This is a genomic window from Brucella sp. GW823-FHT04E01 (assembly GCF_058796175.1).
Window position 1 is genome coordinate 171,668 of record NZ_JBXAIK010000001.1, and the last position, 20,093, is coordinate 191,760.

The following is a 20,093-nucleotide window of genomic DNA, read 5'->3' on the forward strand; positions in this document are numbered from 1 at the left end:
TAAACTGGCAGACTGTAAGTCCCCATCTCGGATACCTTTCCTTGTATCGCGAGCATCACCGCCAGCCGCTTTATACGCCCCTCTATTCGTAAGCGCTAGTGGACTAGATTTCGATTTGATGTGATGCTCTCGTTCAGGACGCATCCGAGGATTATTTACTATGGAGAAAATTGACGGCCTCGCGGCTACCCTTCTTTCTTCGACCGCCACTTTCGCGGCACTGGTTGCTGTCCTGAAACGAAAGGCTGTCTTATCCGATAGAGATGAGCGCGAAATGTACGAGCACGCGCTGTTGATGCTTGAAACCAGTCAGGCGGACGATCCTGATTGCAGCTTCATTTACGAACTCGCCCGTAATGTGATCGAGGAGCAGTTAAAGCCTGATCGGGAGGGATAAGCATGTGCGGACGTTTCACGCAAACATACACGTGGGCCGAAATCTACGCGATGTATAATCTAACGGCGACCACGCCTCGAAATATTCAGCCTCGATATAACATCGCCCCGACGACGCAAGTCGGCGTGATCACTCAAGGCGGCGAACACATGGCCTATTCAGAAATGCGTTGGTGGCTGGTGCCGTCGTGGTGGGACAAGCCAATTAACAAAGTGCCGTCTACCTTCAACGCTCGTGCCGAAGGCGTGGCGACGAGCGGAATGTTTAAAGGCCCACTTCAACGAACCCGCTGCTTAATTCCAGCAACAGGCTTTTTTGAATGGTCGGGACCGAAAGAGGCACGCTTGCCTTGGTTTATCTCGGCAAAGGATGGACGGCCGTTGACGTTCGCCGGTCTGCATGACCGTTGGAGGGATCGAGAAACCGGCGAGGAAGTGACGAGTTGCACAATAATCACCTGCGATGCGAACCCATTCATGCGGAATATCCACACCCGCATGCCAGTCATCCTGCAGGAAAAGGATTGGCGGGGTTGGCTCGCCGAACCGCGCGTCGATCTATTGAAGCCTGCGAATGACGACAACTTGCAAGCATGGCGCGTTTCAACGAACGTCAATTCTAGCCGCTATCAAGGCGACGACACAATGGAGGAGGTGCAGGAATGAGAGGACCGAAGCGGGAAGGGGCCTATCCAGATCGTGCGATCGACTGTGAAGAGGACATGGCTGCAGGATTCGACGAACGGTACGATAGAGGAATGTTAAACGGGAATGAACGGCGTGGGACGGGCATGCGAGCCAGAATGCAACCGCCGCAAGATAATTGGAATGACCTGATCGGAGACGCCGTTGCAGCGGGTTGGTCAGAACAGGAAGCCATGACGGCACTCCATAAAGTTTTAGATGGCATGCGTCGGGGTGAAGCCGGTACAGATCCGGTTGAATGAAACGCAAAAAGCCCCGCCACCTTTCGGCAGCGGGGCATATCCTTGGGAGGATTTTATCGTGTTGACGTTTCCCTACGGAGGGACATGAGCAGCACGGCAGGCATATGCGGCCGTATCAGTCATCGCCCTGGGCACGAGTTGAATTACAAGTTCCTCGCGGGTCATGCTTACGTCCTCGATCAATCGAAACACCGGACGGTGCACGAGGAATGCGAGGAAAGCGATGAGCACTACCCATCCAAAGACCTTGTCACCAATGCGTGAAGATTCCGCAGGAGTGGTCATTTTCCACCTCTTAATGCGCGAACGAAATCAAGCAGCGTGTTGCCGTCGATGTTCGCAGTGAAACGCGTGAGTGCATAACCCATCATCGCGAAAAGACCGGCCACACCATTTCGGTATGTTCCCGGCTCGAGCTGCATGAAATCGATAAACGGATCTGCCAGGACAGTTGCGCAAAAAAGACCGGCCGCAACGCGGGTCATTGCAACAACGAATGAGTGGCGCTCAGACGACAAGACTGAGACGATCAATCCCCCGGCCGTTGCCAAGATGAAACCCATTTGCTCTTTAAAAAATTCGCCCATTATTCCCGCGCCTTTCGCACACCTTCGTCAAGCCGTTCCCATTCTGTTGCCAGCACATCGAGCCCCGTGGAAGGCGCGGCCTTATCGAGATAATCGAGGATTGCCTTTTGCCGGGCGGTCGGCGTCGGGGCAGGGCATACCCGCCCCATCGCCAATTCAGTTTGCGGTCCCGATACGGTCACGCAGCCTGCGAGCGACATCAGAAGCACCGCCCCTATCGACCATGTCGTTCTCATGTTGCTCATCAGCCTTATCCTGCAGCTGCTTTGAAATTTCGCCAATGGCTTCAGAGCGGCCGAGATCCTTCAGACTGCGCTCATAGCGCCAATCTTTGATCAGATCCCGGATCAGCGAGACCAACATCCCGGCCAGCGCCGATAGAAGTGTTTCAAGCACTCCCGCCTCCCGCTTTCGGAGACTCTTCATAAGGCGCCAACTCGCCGACGGCCGGGTAAACGGTCAGCTTCGCCTCGAGGAGATCACCCAAACGTTCGGGCGTCAGTCCAAAGAACCGCACTGCGTCCGGTGCAGACTTGAGAACGTAGTCGATACCGGCAGCGAGAATTGCACTCTTGACGTCGATGGAAGCCTTGTTTGCTTTATCTTCGAGTCGATTAAGTGCGAAGTTGACGGCGTTCTGTAGCGTGGTTTGAAGAGCGTCACGATGACTGGCTTCAATATTCAAGCCGGTAAGCTTCGACCATTTTACGAGGAGCCAGCCTATGGCTGCAGCTACAAGAGCGAAGGCGGCTTCCTGTATGTACGGCATGAAGACATTGAAGATGGACGACACCGGGACCGAAGTCGTTGCGTCCTGTGCCATGGCTCCCGCGATGGTGCCGATCAAGATGATGGTTGCACTGACCAACGCGAGAATGACATACGCGGAAAGTGCTTTGAGGGAATAATGCATGGTGTGTCTCCTACTATGCCGCCTCAGCGGCCAACTAGTCAGTCGAGGTTAGCTTCGAGGTCGTCGAGAAGCTTTCGAATGTCTGCGATGTTCTGGCGCTTGGGGTCGGGCTTTGTTTCGGATTCGGTATCCGGGCCATCGATCACTTCGAAGTCAGCGCGGTCGGCCCATACGAGGAAGCCAGCCGGCGTTTCGACCTGGATGAACAGCCCATCGACCGCGACCACTTCAACCGTCGTGCCAGAAGGTATGCTGCCGGAGTCGGGGCCATTCTTCTGACTGCGGGTCTTCGCAAGGCGAACGGTCGCGGCAATCGCACCTGTCGGAATAGGTTCAAGCGCGACAGAATTGTCGCTTTTCATGCGGGACGAGACTTCGGATCGCATTAGGTTGCCGACGGTAGCTGCGCCGGAAATACTGCTGTTGAAGGGTAGGCGAGTGACGTCCCACTTGTTCTTCTGTTTGATCCCGAGGTTCGCCTGGACCTCAGCGTGGAACAGAATGGTTTTCGGCGTGACCTCGATCCCATAGAACGTAGCTAACTCGGCCACCACTTCGATAAGTGCGCCCCACTGCACCTGAGTGATGGGATGCTTGCCAGCGTTGAACGGAGATTCCACCGCTCCAGCCATGCCACACATCGAGATCCCGATGGAATCGGTATTGCAGTTAAGCGTGTGAGCGGCATAGGTATCGGACAGTTTGCCAGAGTTCGCCGAGATCGACGCCACACCGCGCACTGTTGTGCCGTCTCCCTGTACGAGGATGTGGTACGCCTTCTTGTCGACGTCGTTGGCCGTGTTCGTGCCAGCCGTCCAATGGCAGATGATGCGCTTCATAGGGACGCGCGGCATCCATTGCGCCGGAATGCGCGACATGATGTTTCTCCTGTTCAATGTTTGGTGCGCCCGCCCGCTCCGGGTGGAAGGGGAAGCAGGCGGGCTACGTCATCCTGTGAGGGTGACGATCAGTCCCAAAGGCTCTTGAACGACTGAGCCTTTTCTTCCTGGGAAATGGTGGGGAGCTTGACTCGCACGCCGGCCGGCAGAATGGGGCCGTATTTCAGCACGTCAGGATTTGCTTCCAGCAATGCCTCTGAATTTTTCCCGTGCTTGCCGTAGTAGGCGTAAGCGATAGCGTCGAGAACGTCGCCGTCGATGGTGATATAGACATTCTCACCAGTGATGCTTGTAACCACGCGGTCCAGCATTAGCGCCTCCTATCCAACGTTAGAGCCGGGATCACCCGTTAGGCTCGGAGCACCGGACTCCAGTTGTGAGCCATCGCGAGGCATGGCGCCTGCGGGGTTTGCTTTCTTCTTGGTAGGCGAGGAAGCTTTCTCTGAGCGTTTCGAGCCATTGCTCTCGTTTGTTCCAGAGCAGGAGAGGGAGTTTGTGTAAGCACCGCTGGCTGAAAAGTTATGAACCACTGTTGTTATCGACCAAGTGCCGTCGACATTCGATCGGCATCCACTGGCATAAGCATTCGCTCCGGCTTGTGCGAATGGATCGCCATCGATTTCGAAGGAAGCTTCTCGGGTGTCACGCACCAGCTTCTTGGCCTGCGCCGTAGCGGCCCGCTTTGCCTCATCTCTATTCTGGTGCGGAGTGCGGATGCAGAATTTGGGACCGTCGAGACCTGTCGATTCTTCGACGGTTTCTTTCTTACTCTTCTTCCGGTCGTAGTAGGAAGCTTCAACGGTTGAGTGTTTCGGCTCGTCCTTCTCCGTTACAGAATAGCTGAGCAAGTTCACACCGCGCGCGATGTTAACGATAGGAAGCTCTACGCCACTGGCGCTTACACCTTCGCCTCGTGCAACGACGACGACATGTCCCGCCTTGACTGTGACCGAGGCGTTAAGCTTGTCGCCAATGCGGGTCATGAACTCGAGCGAACTCTCTTCGGTTTGAGCCTCGTAGACATTAACCGCCGCTTTGATACTGTCTGAGATGCTGAGCGACAAACCTACGCGGCCAACCACATCAGCGAAAATGTCCCCATAGGTGGCGAAATCTTTCTGCGGATATGCCTTTGGATCTCGCTGCTTTGCAAGGGACTTGGCCGCGACCGACTTGGCTTGGATCGTAATTTTCTGCGGCCAGCCTGAGAAGACGACGGAGTCCACGGAGAATTGACCGAAGTCACGCATCCGCCCTTCGTATCCGCCAACCGGGTTAAGTATAGCCCCCGTCTTCGGCGCGGCTATTGAGCCGTCGACGTCATCAAGCACTATCGACAACGTGTCGGATTTTGCTCCGACATTGTCCGTGATCGTCATCGATACACCGGAACCTGCAAGCCGAGCGGTAATGTCGACGCCGTTCGCGCTGATTGAGAATTTGGGAACTGGCATCAGAATCCAAGCCTCAGAGAAACGCTGAACGAACCACCTGCGCCGATGCCACCGGATAACGAGATGCCACCGGCTGACAGCGAGAGCGCAGCCATCCGAGCTGGTGACTGATCGTAACGCTTCAAGGCAAGGTTCACGGTAACCGTCTGCGGAGTGCCCGCATTGTCAAATACCGTTTCCTCATTACTGATCGACGTTGCCAGCCATTGGCCAAATATGTTCTGTCCAGCTGCGTTGATGTGCACGAGGTGCAGAGGGATGAGTGCATTAACTGCTTCCCGCACGCCCGCGAGCTGAGCCAGCCCCCGGCCGTTGAAGTGCCGGGGATGGAATGTTGACTCGAGTGTGATCTCCTCGGCGCCTGGGCCAAGGCGATGTAAGAGAGGAGCTGCACCGATAACGGGCTGCTCCTCCATGCGTGGCGACAGAGAGCGTCGGATTGTCTCGACCGAGTAATTCGGTACTGTGAACCGAAACGGTCCCCAAGCCATAAGCATCATGCGTCTCCGTAAGCTAAGTTGCTCCAACTTGTCTCGAGCGATCGCGAGAGTTTAGCGTTGAGTTGATTGACAGCCTCTTCGACGCCTTCCCGAATGGCTGCTTTGATTGAGGCCACATCTCCACCGCCGCTGATTGTGACGCCAACATTGATGGGAGCGTGAACGGTAACCCCGCCACCACCGATCTTATGGTTCGGGATGATCGTGCCGTTCGCACCGGGGGCGAACAGCTCTTGGCCTTTCTCGTTGATCTGGTAGATGCCGCCTTTTTTCACGGGGCCACCAGATGCACGCTTGCCGTCCAGCTTCGGATCGAGTGACCCGCCTGAAGGCGAAACAACTGCCCCCCCGCGAACTGCGCCGGAAAGCTGGCGAGCAAGGCCGAGCGCCCGTTCAAGCTGGCTGGTGTCAATCGACAGAGATCCGTTGATCGTAAGAGCCTGCTTGATCTGTTCGCCAGTCGCAGCCGCCTTGGCCTCAGCTTCAGCGCCGCCAGTCGCCAAGGCTTGGATGTAGCCCTGAATACCTTGCTGCGCTGCCGCCGGCCACGACGCCGTAATGGCTCCCAGATCGTCCTGCGCACCCGGCTGACCTCCGCCACTGGCCTTGGTCTTGACACCCATGTGCTCACGGAAGTTGAAGTTCGGGTCCGCCGCCTTGCCGAGGAGCATGCGCTTGATCCAAGGGCCGAACTGCTGGTCCGGGTTGGCCGCGTTATGCGCTTCGGCTTGCTTTCGAGCCTCGTCCCGCATCTTCTGCCGGTCTTCTTCCGACGCATCCAAGTAGGGGTTGTTGGCTGTCGACCCTCTTAGAAACAGAAGGTCGGCCAGACCGAGAGCCTTGCCGCCAAACTTCATAGCCTTGCCGAGCCATGCACCCTTGGTTGCAGCGCCCGCCACGGTCGAGGCTTTGCTAGCCGCAGCACCTGCTGCAGCACCGCCACCACCGCCAAGGATTCTACCGAGGATGCCTCGACCCGCCCGCATGGCAGCATAGCCACCTGCGGCCAGAGCAAGCGCACCCAAGGCTTCGATAACTCGACGAGTGGTTTCACTCAGCTGCGTGAACTCGGAAGCCAGCCAGTCAACGGACTTGAGAACGGAGCTAATCGGCTTGTTCCAGTCTTCGACCACCTTGATCAATGCGGTTTCAATAGCACCCGTTGCCCGAGTGTAATCACCGTAAAGCCCTTCGTTCGCCTTCACGCCAATTGTGTTGGTGATGTTTTCTGGCGTGTTCTGCATCAGCTGTATGGCCTGCAGGAACTCAGGAAAGCGCTTTGAGAGAACGGAAGCACGAGCGCCTTGCCTCTGCGTGAAGAGCGCATTGAGCTGAGCTATCGTCGGGTCCGACTTCAAAACATCCATAAGCAAGCGCTCGGAGTCGACGCTCTCTGCACTGAACTTATGGAAATCGCCGAGCTTTTTGGCGACGTCCTTCTTGTCCTTGGCCGACATCTTACCGAATAACGGCTCAATGATGTCCATGATACCGGAGGTGAACATGCCGCGGTCGCTGCCGACTGGCATCTCTTCGCCGAGATCCTCGTTGAAGAATGTGCCTTCCTCGATGTACTTCGTGATCTGATCCTGAATGTCCTTGTTCAACCGAACACCGAAGTTTTCTTGGATCATTTTGGCAATGCCATTCACCTTGAAGGCATCAGGCTGCGTCACGTAGTCATCGAAATTCAGCCCCATGGTCTGCAATGCCAAGCGACCGGGATTGGTCGGAGCGCCGAGCTTTGCGGCAGCCGTTCGTGCAAAGACACCGGCCTCATCGCCCTTGTAACCTGAGCGCCGAAGCACGACGCCCATCGCGTTGGCAACCGGGTCGGGTAGGCCGACGCTCTGCATGGCGCTTCCGCCATACCGGACATATTGGCGAACGTCGCTGTCATCCATACCTGCGTTCTTCGCCATCCAGACCAGTGAGTCCACGAAGGTGGTTACGGCTTTGGCGTCGGTCAAGGATATCTGCCGGATCTGTGTGGAGCTTCGGATTGTTTCCGTTGCCTCTTCCAGCGTGACGCCCATCGCCAGAGCGTAGTCTGTGATCGGGCGCATTGCGTTGATGATGGCGTCCGCATCACGGATACCACCCTGAAGCAAGCCTACCTGACCACGGACAACGTCAGCGTTGGTGAAGCGGGTTTCATAACCGATCTTCTCGGCCTGCTGGTTCATGGCCGCTCGACCGGACGCATCGAACGCGTCGTAGCCGAGAGCGTCACGATATGACTTGGCCTGATCGTAGGACACTGTGTCCAAGAAAGCGTTTCGAGCGATTCCACCCGCGCGGTGGGCTGCGTAGCCACCAACGGCACCAGCGGCGACACCGCCTACCGACGGCCCACTTGGTCTCCGTCCGGGCGGCTGCTGTTGCGGAGGCTTAGGTTTGCGCGCCTCACGTTCCATCTCGCGCATCTTGCGGATGGTCTGCGCCATTTCATTGCGGATCTGACGCTGCGAGGATGAGACACCCGTCCGGCTGTTGACGCTGAAGGATTTCAATGCCTGCTCTGCCGAGCGAACAGCGGTTCGCTGCTCTTTGAAAGCCGTAGTTGCGGTCTTCAACACGCTCCTTGCGGTGCGCATCTCGGCATTCATTTTAGCCGTAGGTCTGGTGACGGCCGCGAGCGCCGCCTCCAGTTCCTTCACCCGCGCGCGAGCCGTACGGAACTCACCGAAGGCGGCAGCAGTACCGCGCCGCAACTCACGGAAGTCACCGACCGCCGCAGCCTTACGACGGAGATAGTCGAGCTGGTTGCCAAGGTTTTTGGCACCAGCTACGCCGTTGCGGCCGAGCTTACCAATCGAAGACTCGAGAGCCTTGAGGGCTTCAGAGGTCTTCTTGGCCGGGCCGCTGGCGGAATCGATCAGTTGAAGACGAAGGGTAGCGACACGAGATGCCATGACTATCCACCTATTGCAGCTGGATAGCCTCCGCCCAAAGCTCAACGAGTTCGGGGAACGTCATATCCAGAATGGATTCAAGGGAGACCCCGCCGCTGCTTTCGCGCATTACCTTGAAGGCAATGCTCAGCCAGACTTGGATTCTTGCGGGGATTGGTTCTCCGTACCCTCCTCGGGGGGTAACGTTGACTGTGCGAAAAAACCTTCTTGCGCCGCCTCCACGCGGGAGCCGTCCACAAAGTCAAGGCTTTCGAGAACAACTGCCGGGGCGCTGACCCAAGGCATGTCGATAGTCTCGTCCGCACCTTCGCCATGTTCCTTCACGGCCTGAGCGCACTCCTGAACATAAGCGCGCCATTCTCGGATGATCGGCCGGCGGATGGTGATCTGGCTGTAGGTGATGCCGTCGTATTCGACGGGGAAATCGAGATCGATAACCATCGCTCGACCCTTATCACCATCAACGAAGCGGGGAGGCGTCTTTGCAATCGCTTCCTGAAGTGTCTTCGTTTCCGCCTGGCGAGCTTCCACCCTCGCGATTTCCTCTCGGCTGAGAGACTTCGTGACCTGGTTCATTCCACTCTCCTGAAAAAGAAAACGCCCGGCTTAGTAGCCGAGCGCCTGATTGAGTTCGGCGAGCTGATTGACGCCGTTGATGATCCGCTTAGGCGGCCATGCCTGGAGTTCGTGGATAACGTCCGTACCGGCCTCGTAGCGCATGTACTTGATCGAGTTCATGAGGAACTCGACACCGCTCTTTTCGCCACGCTGCCAGCGGTCGCGGGAGCTTCCGTTGATGGCGCCTTCCACGATGCAGACATGAGGATCGATACCGCCGTCCAGCTCTCGAAGCATACCGCCACGGAAGGTAACGCGGGTGGTGCGGCCGGGACGAAGCGCCATGCGCTTCATGATGTCCGGGTTGTGACCAGCCATCTTTACGGTGACCTCGAGAGCTTCGATGGCCGACATTGCTTGATTGACGCCGAGGTCCATACCGCCGCCGCGATATTCCTGTGTCATGGGGCGAGGAAGCGGGAGTTCCACTTCCTCCGTGTCGATACCGAAATCGAGGCCTTCCATGAACATGGTGAAGCCTTGCAAGATATGCCGCATTGGATGATCTCCTTATCGCGCGGGATGTTTCGTTACGCCGACTGGAGGGCGGTGCCGGCCAGTCGGGCAATCTCACGAGCGGCGTTCTCGGCAAGGACCGTGTAGTATCCGGTGTTACGGGAGAACATGAACGTGATGTGCTCGATCGGAGCAGGGGCTTCAGCGTCGTAGCTGATGTAGAGATGACCAGACGCCCAACTCTCCTTGGTGTTCAGGCTTGCATCCAGCCACACGCGACCGCCGAGCGTTGCACCAAGAGCAGCCCACCGACGTAGGGCCGAATTAACGGTCTCAGCGATGTCGGTCAGGTTCTGCAGGCTGAAGGGTTTGTCGATGAACGCCTCAGAAGCGATCTCGACCGAGTCAATGATCGTGTCGTGAGCGCGGCGCACGGACCAGAAGTTCTTCAGCGAGTCCGAGGAAGGCACTCGGCTACCCCAGAGCTTGAAACCGCCGCTCGGTGCACGAATGATCGCAGCCACAGCGTTCTTATTGAGAAGCTGTGACTCTGCCGATGGATCGGTGATCGAATGCTCGATGGGCCGGGAAATTCCGACGATGCCTTCCACAACGTGGTTCGAAGGCGAAACCCAGAAACCCTCGCTGTAGTCGACACGCGCCTGCAGACCTGCGACACGCGCCGACGCGGGCTCGTTCACAACCGCCGCTTCCTTGAACACTTTCACCATCGGCTCGACGATCAAGAGACGGTCCGTGTCGTAGTCGAGGCGGTCCTGAATAGCGGCAGAAGTGTTCGTTGCCGTCGAGTCCTTGATCACGCCAGCACGGAACCGGTTGGCCAAAGTGAGAAACTCTACCGTGACCGGATTGGCGACAGTACCGACTGTTGCTGTGGCCGTAGCTTGCTCCGTTGCACCACCATCAGACAGAGTTACCGCGGGTGCAGTGGAGTAGCCAAAGCCCGGCTTTACGATGACGATCTCGTCAACAATACCCGTGGTGGAGTTGATCGTGGCGACTGCTTCCGCTCCGAAGCCTCCTCCACCGGTGATGGAAACGGTAGGAGCAGAGGTGTAGCCGACGCCACCGGCGGTCACGTTGATCTTGGTGAGACCGTCAGAGGGACGGGCAGCCATAAAACCAGGAGCGATGAGGAGTTTCGGCTTCAAGCCATGCTCGCCCTGCGCTGTGCGAAGCGCATGCATGCCGGTGTAACTGGTCGAGCTACCGATGATGTTACTCATCGTTTCGTTGATGTTGGCCCCTTCTTCCACGCGAACGACGAGGATAGTTTGAGACACCCGACCAGCCTGATCGAAAATCCCATCGATCGCGTCTTTCAGCGTGCCTGCGGCGCCGAGACCCTTGACCGTACCGTTCGAACCATAGATGGGCACGACAGTGTTGATCGGCCAAAGCGTTGCGTCCGCGTCGGGTGCAGTACCGAGTAGGCCGATAATACCCGTATCGATGGTTTCAACCGGGCGAGGGCCGTTATTCTGTTCGACCGTCTCGACGCCGTGAAGATAGATGTCCGTCATTTGATCGGCTCCGTGTAAACGACAAAACCCGGCACGTGGGCCGGGTTTGTCGAAGTGGAATCAAAAAGCCCGGCGCTGAGGCCGGGCTTGGTGGTCATAAAGAAGCCGCCCGAAGGCGGCTGGTTCTGTTACGTGCGGATCAACCCAAGAGCATACCCTGTCAAGACAATGGCTGTGGCCAGAACACCACGCCCTTCCAGACGCAATCGCTCGCGCACGTAGGTTAAATTTCGACGCTTCCTTTTCCCTTTTGCCGTCCAGACTGTAGCGCCGGGCTTGAAGGTCCAGTCGAGCCAACCTGTTTCGGCTAGGTCAAAAATCCGCACGTCGTTATTAGCCAAAAACGTGCGATAGAGCGCATGCTGATCAATGTAGTAAAGCCTCGGATGCTTGTCCAAATAGCTCACAACATCATCAAAGAAGCCAACACCCTTTGGGTCTGCATAGACCATTGCTCCGAGAACCTGCATTCCTTCACGTTCGAAGTCAGTCCTCCCCGTCTGATTACCAAGCCGAAGATAGAGACCCACTTCGGCATCGTGTCTGGCTGGAATTGACTGCATGACCAAACTGTCAATATCGAGGATAACGATCGGTCGGCAGTAGTTCCGAAGAAGCGACGGAAGATAGAAGAAACGCAATGACTGATAAAAAACCACAGCCTCGTTGTCGCCCATTTCTGCCGAAGCACGAGAGTTCTCGACGACTTCTACAACCAAGCGTGCAATGTCAAATGCTCCAAATCGAGCAAGAAAAGGCGCAACGATATCCTTTTCTAACTGCCTCGCTCGCCGCGAAAGGCCTGGCCCCGGTGCAGGAGACACGATCAAATGAACATTGTGTCCCGCAGCAAGAGCTGATTTTGCAAAACCGACAGCATGTTTACGAAAGTAATGCTCATCTGATGCTGCCATTACAATAGGCAACGCCGATGCGAAGTTTGACCCGTCCATTATGCCCCCACTATCTATCGGCTAGGTATAGTCCGGACGGCTCAGAATTCAACTTTATTTTATGCTGTCGTCTGCCAATATAGGTCATTCGTAAAGTCAGCGGGTATGGGCTGCATTTGTTGTAGCACGAATGACGCTTGATAGAGGGGTTGGCGGTAGGCTGCTGACGCAATGAGTATTTGTTGCCATTCGGCGGCGGTGATTGTAACAGGGCCAGTTTCGGTAAATATACCAATTGATCCCGTTGGATCGTTTCGATTAATGAACGCCTGAGCGAGCGGCGTTACTTCATCCATCCAGCGCCGCATATCTGTTTCTGTGGTACCTATATGATGGACCCCCCGGCTACCCCCAAAGTCGTAATCGAAACCAAGCTGCAGTCGTCGATCCCGTTCTGATACAATATCGTCAATCGTCGGCTCAGGGCTGATTATTGCGGTTCCTGTCCATGTTTTGCCGTAGACATTGCCGCCGGGTCCAAAAGTCATCCCGAAATTCTCATCAATGCCGATAATCATATAACCCGCAATCTGCGATTGCTGAAAATCATCGGTCATCGAAACGACGCGGTTATTATCGTCAACAGCGATGTAAAAAGGATGGGGAAACCGTTTGACCAAGTCAAACCAGTCGACGCCATCTTTATCGCGAAATATCCGGACGGGGTATTCTTGTTCTGGTCCGAAGATCGGTTCTCCGTCGTCATCCACGCCGATTTGAACTGGTGGAATTTTAACCCGTTCTGGCGTTTCGGTCATCTTCCCGAAGATTTTCATTACCAGCCTCCTAGTGCTCGCCAACCTGCATTGGGAATGTGAATTTGCGGCTGTCGGGCACCAAAAAAGTACTGATCACCACCTTTGCGGAATGCATAGGTGAAGACATAGCCGCTTGGAGCATGCCAGCCGGTGTCTCTGTCCATTGCATGTTCCACGTAGCCGGCGAAACGAGTGTCGGTCACCCGCCAGTTGTCTTGATCTGCAATTGTTCCTTGCGACCAACCGCCGACCGTATTCGCGTTCCCGGCACTATTCGCATAGTTCGCACTGTTTGCGTAATTTACGTTGAAGTTAGCCGGATTGTAGACGCGAACATCTGTACCCGGCTCATTCGCACCCCAAAGCCAAGACGGCTGACCGCCTTGCCCCGACCATGAAAAATTCATGGCCGCGCCGTCTGCTCTGCGCGGATACGCTCGTCCGGCCATATTCCCGGCAACGATATTGTTGACCTCGGCTTTCGAATAGAAAATCGCAGTAAGAGCCGACTTGATGTTTCCCCATGTCCAACGGGCAAGGGTTCCAGTACCCGCCAACACACCTGTAAAACTATCACCATCAGCGATGGACGCTTGGCCATTTGCGCCAGCCACTGCGGCCCCGACAGTAACGGTAGTGGTCAACACGGGCAATTGCGCGGGTGGTACTTTACCAGTGCTGTCGAGGCTGGCGATTCCATCCGGTCTGCCGATTCTATTGTCAACCTGCTCCTTAGTGTAATAATCCACTGCGCTCGTCGACAGGTAGGCCTCGACAAAGAAACGATCCCCCTCGATCGGGGTATGCACAGTGATCGTAGGACTGGCGGCCGTATAGTGAGTGCCTTCGTCTAACAGTTCCCCATTAACAAAGACAAGCGCCGCAGTGAAACCGCCGCCAACTGTGATCACACCATCAGCGTTGGCCCCAAACACACCTTTTTCATAGCGTCGTCCGCCAATCGACACTGTGACGGTTGGAACATATCCAACGCCTGATTGGTACACGCGCATGATGGTGCCGTCCCACCACAGCTGACCTTCTACGGGATTGGAAGGGGTAGTGATTGGTGGAGCAACGGCTTTGCGAAGATCGGCGAGGACTTGTTCCGAACCGCTTCGAGCAGCAACGGCACCAGCTCGTGCAGTTTGTGCCTCGTCACGCATTGTACTTACGGCTTGGCGGTCCGCCTTGGTATCGTCTTTGTCGCGGCCAACTGCCTGTCGGAGGGCAACGGTCTGCTCGTAATAATACTTCTGCAGGAAAGTTGCACCCGGCAGACTGGTGAGAACCCAATCATTGTATGGACCACCTGGGTTTTCGACCTTTTCAAGAGTAGCGACAAGCAGGCCGGTCGCACGCTGAAATGATTTCACCTTAGCGATGGCCCAATTGGCAACGGTCGAAGCGCGCGATATTGAGATGTAAGGGGTGGGGGCAAAGAACTCTCGGTCGACAGCGTCTAAATAGATTCCGATATCGTCGCCTTCGCGAAATTGGCTTGGCGTTGACGATAGCGCGATGACGGTTCCACCCGTGACTTTATGTTCGAAGCGCTGAAGCTTGCTATCGATGTTTGCACCAGTTTCGCCAAGCAAAGCCTCCGCCTGCCGAACGATCGGCGCTAACTCCTGTTCAATGACAGTGAGTCCGCGCGCGATGATCGCGTCGGTGATCTCGCGCTGTATGCCGAGATTTTCTTCGAGAGGCGCCAGTCTAGCTTGAACCGCCTCAATGAAGCCGTCCCAGAGCTTGGCGCTCCAACCGCTCTTGTTTGTCGATGAGAGGAAGCTAGACAGATCTGACATTTCACACCGCCTCGTAATTTTTAACGGCGCTGGTATCCTGCGAGATCAGCTCGGTGAGAGCGTCCCCACGTATGCGCGCAGCATTGGAAGGATTGATCACGAGCCGCCCGATTTTGACGCTCTTCGTGAGTTCGACTTTGTAAAGGTAGTCCGGCTGGATCTGCGGCTTCGCCATCACATATCTCCAAAACGAAAAGCCCCGCTCGAAGGCGGGGCTAGGATTGTTTTTCGGGATCAAATCAGGGGTAGGAAACGCTCGTTGCCGACGACACCAGGAAGACGGTCAAAGCCGAGTTCGTGGTGTAAGTGGTTTTGCGCTTCCAAGAAGTGATCGCTGTACCAAGCGTCCAGGTGAAGACACGACGTACTGATCCGTCAGGCTGAACCTCATCTGTTACCGCCGTCGGCTGCACGTCAGTATCGAAGTTGTTGCCCGTTTGAATAACACAGGACAGGTCGTGGTTAACCTCGTTGAAGTGCTCGAGAATAAGTATCTCGATTACTTCTTTGATCGGACCCGGTGCCACGCGTGGTTTGGTTAAGTGAACCCCATTCAGCCGCGGACGAGATACCGTAACTTTCGACTGGCCGAGATTGATACCGGGCATGAGCTCCGTGGTGCCAAGCAGCACGATACGGGCGTTGATGTTCGCCGGAAGGTTATAGAGTGGCGAAGAGCCACTAACCACCTGCTCGATCGTGTGCCAAGCTGAACCCACCTGGATCTCGAACGCAATAGTGCAGCCGTCCGGCACGACCTGCTTAAGCATCAGGTCAATCCCGCAGATGCCGCCCGAGAGATTCCAAGCGTTGAGGTTTACAGTGACACGAGGTGCGTGGAAGTCTGCGATCAACACTTCAAAGCATGCATCGAGAGAAATGCTGCCCTGCGACCACAGGCCATCAGTTGATACAAAGAACGAGCCCTGCGCGTACTTGTTGTTTTCTGCCATCGCCAGCCAGTGATTGCCGGATGTGATGACAAACCAAGCATAGCGCTTTCCGCCTTCCAGGAACGTCGGTTCAATCGCGAACTTGGTCTTCGCCGGATAAATCTTCAGATCGGCAGAAGCGACGGTAGTTATCGCATAACATGCCGCATAGTTCGGTGCGCCGTTCTCGAAGATTTCACACAGGCCCAAGCGGACGTCGCCACCTCCCGCATCAACGCGGCTCAGCATCAGATTGAAACCGGTAACCCAGCCGGAGCGTGGCATCATAAAGGTATTGCCGGCAACCTGGCCGGTATATGATGCCTGAACGACGGTGGCGGCCCAATACGGCTCTTCATACGTGTCGATGAAGATTTGCCGAAGTCGCTTGAACGAATGATCTGGATTTCCGCTCGGATGCTGTTCTGCAAACTCGACGTTGTATTCGACGCCATCCTTGTAGAACACGCCTTTCACGCTGTCATATCGTCCGGTCTGCCACCACGCCGCGTTCGTGCAAACGAGGAAAGGGTCGCCATAACGAATGCGCGTCTTCGACGTCGTCATGAGCGTGTAATTTACAGTCTGAGAACCACCGTTCGCCAGAGCGTGCTCGGTCGATTTCTCCGTGATGGAAATCAGATTGTTCTCCGTATAGCGTGGAAGCACCAATCCGCCTTGCGACAGCTGGATGCTCGTATCGGAGGGGGTGAGCAATCCGAGCGTATGCTCTTGCGCATTATCGTCAGCGAAGCGAATACCTTCTTCGACCTTCGTGAGCGACAATACGTTATCGAGGTCGCTGTCGCTGGTATCGAGGAAGTGATCGGTTTTGGAATACGACTTCCCATCCGGCATGCCAGTCTGCTCAAACAACCGGGCAATCTGCTCGAGCAAATACACCTGCATGTCTCTGGACATTTTTTCTGCATTCGAGGCAACAAGCTTCGCGACGTCAGTTTTCAAGCCCTCGACGACGGGCTGAGTTTCATCCCGCCATTCTTCCAGCACCTGGACGCGCGAATTGATCGAACGAAGGGTATTGATCCGGTTCGTCACATTCTGCTCGACGGTCACGATCTCGGTCGACGAAAGCGTTACCCAAGCGATAACCGTATTGGCACTGTCGACAACGGGCTTTGATGGCGACGGCGCTTGATCGCCGAGCTGGATTGCAATTGCGGCCTTACGCCATTCGACGGTTGCCGTAGGCTGTGGGTCGACCTGCGGTGGATAGACCGAACCATTGACGACGAAGTCACGCGGCTCGGTTGCATCCTGTACGGTCTGAGCCTGCAGCATGATGGCAACAATGCGACGGTTCCCCGACGTTGGCATGTGCGCCAAGAAATTCTGGTTGCTCGGGGTTTCAGGCCCGGTGTAGAGCTTCGCATCCTTGAAGAGGATAATCGGTGCCTCAACGGTCACCTGCGTCGTGCCAGTCTTCGAAACTGATGCACCCGCATAGCAAGCGTCCAGTTGTCCACTGATCGCCGCCTGGATAAGAGTATCAAGTGCATCCCGTGGAAATTCCGCGAGGTTTTCGAAATCGGTAAGAACCGCGTTCTGGTTGGCCGTAAAACGGGCGATCTTCATAATGAAGTCCTCTCAATAGGAATCATGCCTTCCCATGGCTGGATGGCAGCGAAACTCAAATCGTTGATTTTCATGGGTCGGTAGGTCGCGGTCGTGAACCAAATCTGGTCACGAAGTGAGCGCGATCTGTAGATCGCTTCTCCAACTTCATTCACGCGTTCAGTCGTTAGGCCGACGTGCATCTGCCCCACGTAAGAATGACCAACGTAAGACCAGAGGCCCTCACGTCGATACGTTGCCTTGACCCGGAGGAGGGCCGTAAACGGCGTAAGGCCGATGTAGCTGTAGCCGATGAACGGCGCCAGCATGCCGCCAACTGGCGCAACCACCACCTTGCGGTCGTCGAGGAGCCGCCATCGGTCATAAATGTACTGAGCCGCCTCGTCAGAATATACGAAGCTGTACCCCATTCCGGACGGGACCGCGCCAGACATGAACGGTTCAAGATGGCGTGCGCGGTGGCGTTCATACACTCGCTCAGGCGCGATGTTCAGGGGCGCTACACTTTCGATGCCTGCCGGAATTTGGCCAGAGCCAAATGTTCCGTCAGTGCCAATCGTTATCAGGCGGCCGCGATTCTTGGCGCTGAGAAACGAATGGCCGACGAAACAATGGTCGACGACCGTGTCGATGGGCGAAGCTTCGGCTGGAATAGCGAACGTCGTTACTCCGAGAGCGACGTCACTTCCCCATGATCGCAACTGATCGAAGGAACGTATTTCAGTTTCGACCCCGTCTTCGACAAGGGTCGCCCGACGTCCGTAATAGCGCGCTGCTTGGTTTTCAGTGACGAAGAACCCACCAACATAACCGGGTACTGTCTTACGACCGTTGCCGATAGCGAATGTTGGACGCTCACCTGGAATGGCGTAAGGATAGAGCCTTAATTCGGGAAACTGCGAACGCCAATTATCCAGTGAATCCCGGGAATACTCGGTCACATAGATGCCAACAGGCGGGATCACGGCGTCATAAATCTCAGCATCCATATAGCTCAGGTACTTATTGATGCCGGGTAGCGTCCCCTTCAGTCCCTTCATGCCATAGATTTCGGCCGTTATTCTGCGCTTCTTCCATTCTGGCCAGCTGTCTCTCCAGAGGTCGACGCCCCGACCCCACGCAAGAAATGGGAGATGCGAAACCGAACACAGGAACGGATCTCGCATATTCTTGACGAGTTCCAGATCCACCCTGGATAGGGCAAATGCGTCGATCCCTTCCAGCACCTTTTCAAAGTCGGTCGCATTCAGGGGAAGTAAAGACGCTTCATTTTGCATCACGCCTACTCCACTGTGATTTCAGGCACGAAGACAGCACCATACTTGCCCGGGTCGATGTCACCGACGGGCTCAATGACCGTCACACTTTCGAGCGCATTGTCTTTGTGTGCCGCGCCAATGATGCCGTCGACACGCAAAACCGTTCCGATCGCGGATCTGGATGCGGCATATGCGGTGATAGATGCCTTCGCTTTGGCTTTGAGGGTAGAAATGTCTGGCCCCGTGGGGGCCGTGACCGCTACTCGGATTGGTTGGCGCAAGATGGTGGAAGACCGCACGTAAGTGTTGTCCGTGAGCGGCCGCCGGACTTTGGCGGATAAGGCCTTGTAAACCTTTGCCACGACCTCTTGCGAAACCGAACCGTCACCCTCGCGCCCGAGCAAAATTATATCGCAACGGTTATCGTCCCCTTTGACAGCTTCGACCTGCTTGATAGAGCCGTCAGCGGACCAAGCGAAAAAGCGATAAGCGTCTTCTGGTCCGGCTGCAGCGTAACCATCAGGCGCCAGATTTCGGCGTTGCCGAAACTCTTCGTCGCTTTCGTAGACTGGATTGCCTGCATCATCGTTTCGGATAATTCGGCGCGTCATGCCGAAATCGGCTGCGAAGTTATCGAGATCCGTTCCGGTTGTAGAAGCCAGCATCAGAGCGCGGGCGATCTGGTTACCTCGCGCGCGCCAGAACATCTCCCTGTAGGCCGACGATTGAATAGCGATCATCGCGGGATCTGTTTCAAGCAGCTCCACATTGTAGGCAGGAAGTTCGGGTTTCGTTTTCCGCACTTCTTCCCACCGCATTTTAAAGTCAGCGATGCGCTCTTGCAGGATGGTTTCGTAGTCGAGAGTTTCGATCACATCCGGAAACGGAACAAGGGTGAGGTCGATAGCCACTTTCACTTCCTCTCGAATGGGCAGATATCAGCTTACGACCAGAACACCCCCGTCGATTTCCTTGAGGGCGAGAATGGCGGTACGCTCGACAGGGTTTGAATAATCACCAAGGTGGCCGTTCTCGAAAAACACTCCAGCCACTTGCAGCCGGACAATTCCCGGCGTTTCCGCATCGACATTGGCTCGAAGTAGAACGAAACCCGGTTCGCCAAGCTGCCTGCCTTCAACGATACGAGGCTCAAGAGCCTGAGCCGTTGCGACGTACAGATCGATGATGGATTCCGTTACTTGCGGTCGGTCGATAATGTTCGGAACGTTAGAGCCGAACCCTCGCAACTGAACACGTTCTCGCAGTTCGGTCGTAAGGATGGTGATTATGCTCTGCAGACAATGGTCCCATCCGAAAAGGCATCGACCCGTAGTTGCGTCAATGCCAACCCTAGCCATTAGCGCGTCTTCTTATCCAAGGCGGCCGGGGAGGGCTCCTGCTTCGGCGCTTCGGTCTTGGCGTGGGTTTCGCTGACCAGCCCCGAGAGCACGAGATACTTTGCCTCGCGCTCAGTCAGCTGGAGACGGTCACCTTTGTTCCGGTGCGCTCCTGCGATGAAGCCTTCAGCCTTCACGATGTAAGTCTTCTTGCTGCTCAT

24 protein-coding genes are annotated in these 20,093 nt (G+C 55.8%); 4 read left to right on the forward strand and 20 right to left on the reverse strand.

The window, feature by feature from the left end; genetic code table 11:
- Nucleotides 1-160: 160 nt before the first annotated feature.
- From AC1RHM_RS00810 to AC1RHM_RS00825, 4 genes are all read left to right on the forward strand, one after another.
- Nucleotides 161-397 carry a hypothetical protein gene (locus tag AC1RHM_RS00810; protein WP_492332338.1) on the forward strand — a complete coding sequence of 79 codons (237 nt, stop codon included), beginning with the start codon at nucleotides 161-163 and terminating at the stop codon, nucleotides 395-397.
- Nucleotides 398-399: 2 nt separating this feature from the next.
- Nucleotides 400-1,062 (forward strand): SOS response-associated peptidase, encoded by a 663-nt coding sequence (locus AC1RHM_RS00815; protein WP_492332339.1) that lies wholly within the window; start codon nucleotides 400-402, stop codon nucleotides 1,060-1,062.
- Entirely contained in the window at nucleotides 1,059-1,343 is a 285-nt protein-coding gene (locus AC1RHM_RS00820; RefSeq protein ID WP_492332340.1) for a hypothetical protein, read from the forward strand. The genes AC1RHM_RS00815 and AC1RHM_RS00820 overlap by 4 nt, the downstream gene beginning before the upstream one ends.
- Nucleotides 1,344-1,427: 84 nt before the next feature.
- Nucleotides 1,428-1,607, forward strand: coding sequence for a hypothetical protein (locus AC1RHM_RS00825; RefSeq protein WP_492332341.1), 180 nt, complete (start codon nucleotides 1,428-1,430; stop codon nucleotides 1,605-1,607).
- Nucleotides 1,608-1,624: 17 nt separating this feature from the next.
- Here the strand turns inward: AC1RHM_RS00825 and AC1RHM_RS00830 are convergent, their stop codons facing one another.
- From AC1RHM_RS00830 to AC1RHM_RS00925, 20 genes are all read right to left on the reverse strand, one after another.
- Nucleotides 1,625-1,930, reverse strand: a complete 306-nt coding sequence (locus AC1RHM_RS00830) for a hypothetical protein (RefSeq protein ID WP_492332342.1) — start codon at nucleotides 1,928-1,930, stop codon at nucleotides 1,625-1,627.
- A complete protein-coding gene (locus AC1RHM_RS00835) occupies nucleotides 1,930-2,175 on the reverse strand; it encodes a hypothetical protein (RefSeq protein ID WP_492332343.1) in 246 nt (81 codons plus the stop codon). Before AC1RHM_RS00835 ends, AC1RHM_RS00830 begins: the two co-directional genes overlap by 1 nt.
- A 143-nt stretch (nucleotides 2,176-2,318) precedes the next feature.
- A complete protein-coding gene (locus AC1RHM_RS00840; protein ID WP_492332344.1) occupies nucleotides 2,319-2,843 on the reverse strand; it encodes a hypothetical protein in 525 nt (174 codons plus the stop codon).
- Between the two features lie 38 nt (nucleotides 2,844-2,881).
- The gene (locus AC1RHM_RS00845; protein WP_492332345.1) at nucleotides 2,882-3,721 is read right to left on the reverse strand and encodes a peptidoglycan recognition protein family protein; all 840 of its coding nucleotides are present in this window, start codon (nucleotides 3,719-3,721) and stop codon (nucleotides 2,882-2,884) included.
- 89 nt (nucleotides 3,722-3,810) lie between these two features.
- A complete protein-coding gene (locus AC1RHM_RS00850) occupies nucleotides 3,811-4,053 on the reverse strand; it encodes a tail protein X (protein WP_492332346.1) in 243 nt (80 codons plus the stop codon).
- Between the two features lie 9 nt (nucleotides 4,054-4,062).
- Entirely contained in the window at nucleotides 4,063-5,121 is a 1,059-nt protein-coding gene (locus AC1RHM_RS00855; protein WP_492332347.1) for a phage late control D family protein, read from the reverse strand.
- A gap of 74 nt (nucleotides 5,122-5,195) precedes the next feature.
- Complete coding sequence (locus AC1RHM_RS00860; protein WP_492332348.1) at nucleotides 5,196-5,696, reverse strand: phage tail protein; 501 nt, start codon at nucleotides 5,694-5,696, stop codon at nucleotides 5,196-5,198.
- Nucleotides 5,693-8,611: a phage tail tape measure protein gene (locus AC1RHM_RS00865; RefSeq protein ID WP_492332349.1), complete on the reverse strand. Its 2,919-nt coding sequence runs from the start codon at nucleotides 8,609-8,611 to the stop codon at nucleotides 5,693-5,695. Before AC1RHM_RS00865 ends, AC1RHM_RS00860 begins: the two co-directional genes overlap by 4 nt.
- 126 nt (nucleotides 8,612-8,737) lie before the next feature.
- Entirely contained in the window at nucleotides 8,738-9,187 is a 450-nt protein-coding gene (locus AC1RHM_RS00870; RefSeq protein ID WP_492332350.1) for a phage tail assembly protein, read from the reverse strand.
- A 30-nt stretch (nucleotides 9,188-9,217) separates the two neighbouring features.
- Nucleotides 9,218-9,727, reverse strand: coding sequence for a phage major tail tube protein (locus AC1RHM_RS00875; RefSeq protein ID WP_492332351.1), 510 nt, complete (start codon nucleotides 9,725-9,727; stop codon nucleotides 9,218-9,220).
- Nucleotides 9,728-9,759: 32 nt separating this feature from the next.
- Nucleotides 9,760-11,229 carry a phage tail sheath subtilisin-like domain-containing protein gene (locus AC1RHM_RS00880; RefSeq protein ID WP_492332352.1) on the reverse strand — a complete coding sequence of 490 codons (1,470 nt, stop codon included), beginning with the start codon at nucleotides 11,227-11,229 and terminating at the stop codon, nucleotides 9,760-9,762.
- Between the two features lie 128 nt (nucleotides 11,230-11,357).
- Nucleotides 11,358-12,182, reverse strand: a complete 825-nt coding sequence (locus AC1RHM_RS00885; protein ID WP_492332353.1) for a hypothetical protein — start codon at nucleotides 12,180-12,182, stop codon at nucleotides 11,358-11,360.
- Between the two features lie 59 nt (nucleotides 12,183-12,241).
- The gene (locus tag AC1RHM_RS00890; protein ID WP_492332354.1) at nucleotides 12,242-12,958 is read right to left on the reverse strand and encodes a hypothetical protein; all 717 of its coding nucleotides are present in this window, start codon (nucleotides 12,956-12,958) and stop codon (nucleotides 12,242-12,244) included.
- The gene (locus tag AC1RHM_RS00895; RefSeq protein ID WP_492332355.1) at nucleotides 12,958-14,748 is read right to left on the reverse strand and encodes a hypothetical protein; all 1,791 of its coding nucleotides are present in this window, start codon (nucleotides 14,746-14,748) and stop codon (nucleotides 12,958-12,960) included. Before AC1RHM_RS00895 ends, AC1RHM_RS00890 begins: the two co-directional genes overlap by 1 nt.
- Before the next feature lies 1 nt (nucleotide 14,749).
- The gene (locus tag AC1RHM_RS00900; RefSeq protein WP_492332356.1) at nucleotides 14,750-14,923 is read right to left on the reverse strand and encodes a hypothetical protein; all 174 of its coding nucleotides are present in this window, start codon (nucleotides 14,921-14,923) and stop codon (nucleotides 14,750-14,752) included.
- Nucleotides 14,924-14,987: 64 nt separating this feature from the next.
- Entirely contained in the window at nucleotides 14,988-17,276 is a 2,289-nt protein-coding gene (locus AC1RHM_RS00905) for a hypothetical protein (RefSeq protein ID WP_492332357.1), read from the reverse strand.
- Complete coding sequence (locus AC1RHM_RS00910) at nucleotides 17,273-18,553, reverse strand: phage tail protein I (protein ID WP_492332358.1); 1,281 nt, start codon at nucleotides 18,551-18,553, stop codon at nucleotides 17,273-17,275. The genes AC1RHM_RS00905 and AC1RHM_RS00910 overlap by 4 nt, the downstream gene beginning before the upstream one ends.
- A 5-nt stretch (nucleotides 18,554-18,558) precedes the next feature.
- On the reverse strand, nucleotides 18,559-19,446 hold the full coding sequence (locus AC1RHM_RS00915; RefSeq protein ID WP_492332359.1) for a baseplate assembly protein: 888 nt from the start codon (nucleotides 19,444-19,446) through the stop codon (nucleotides 18,559-18,561).
- A gap of 27 nt (nucleotides 19,447-19,473) precedes the next feature.
- Nucleotides 19,474-19,893: a GPW/gp25 family protein gene (locus tag AC1RHM_RS00920; RefSeq protein ID WP_492332360.1), complete on the reverse strand. Its 420-nt coding sequence runs from the start codon at nucleotides 19,891-19,893 to the stop codon at nucleotides 19,474-19,476.
- Nucleotides 19,893-20,093, reverse strand: a complete 201-nt coding sequence (locus tag AC1RHM_RS00925) for a hypothetical protein (RefSeq protein WP_492332361.1) — start codon at nucleotides 20,091-20,093, stop codon at nucleotides 19,893-19,895. Before AC1RHM_RS00925 ends, AC1RHM_RS00920 begins: the two co-directional genes overlap by 1 nt.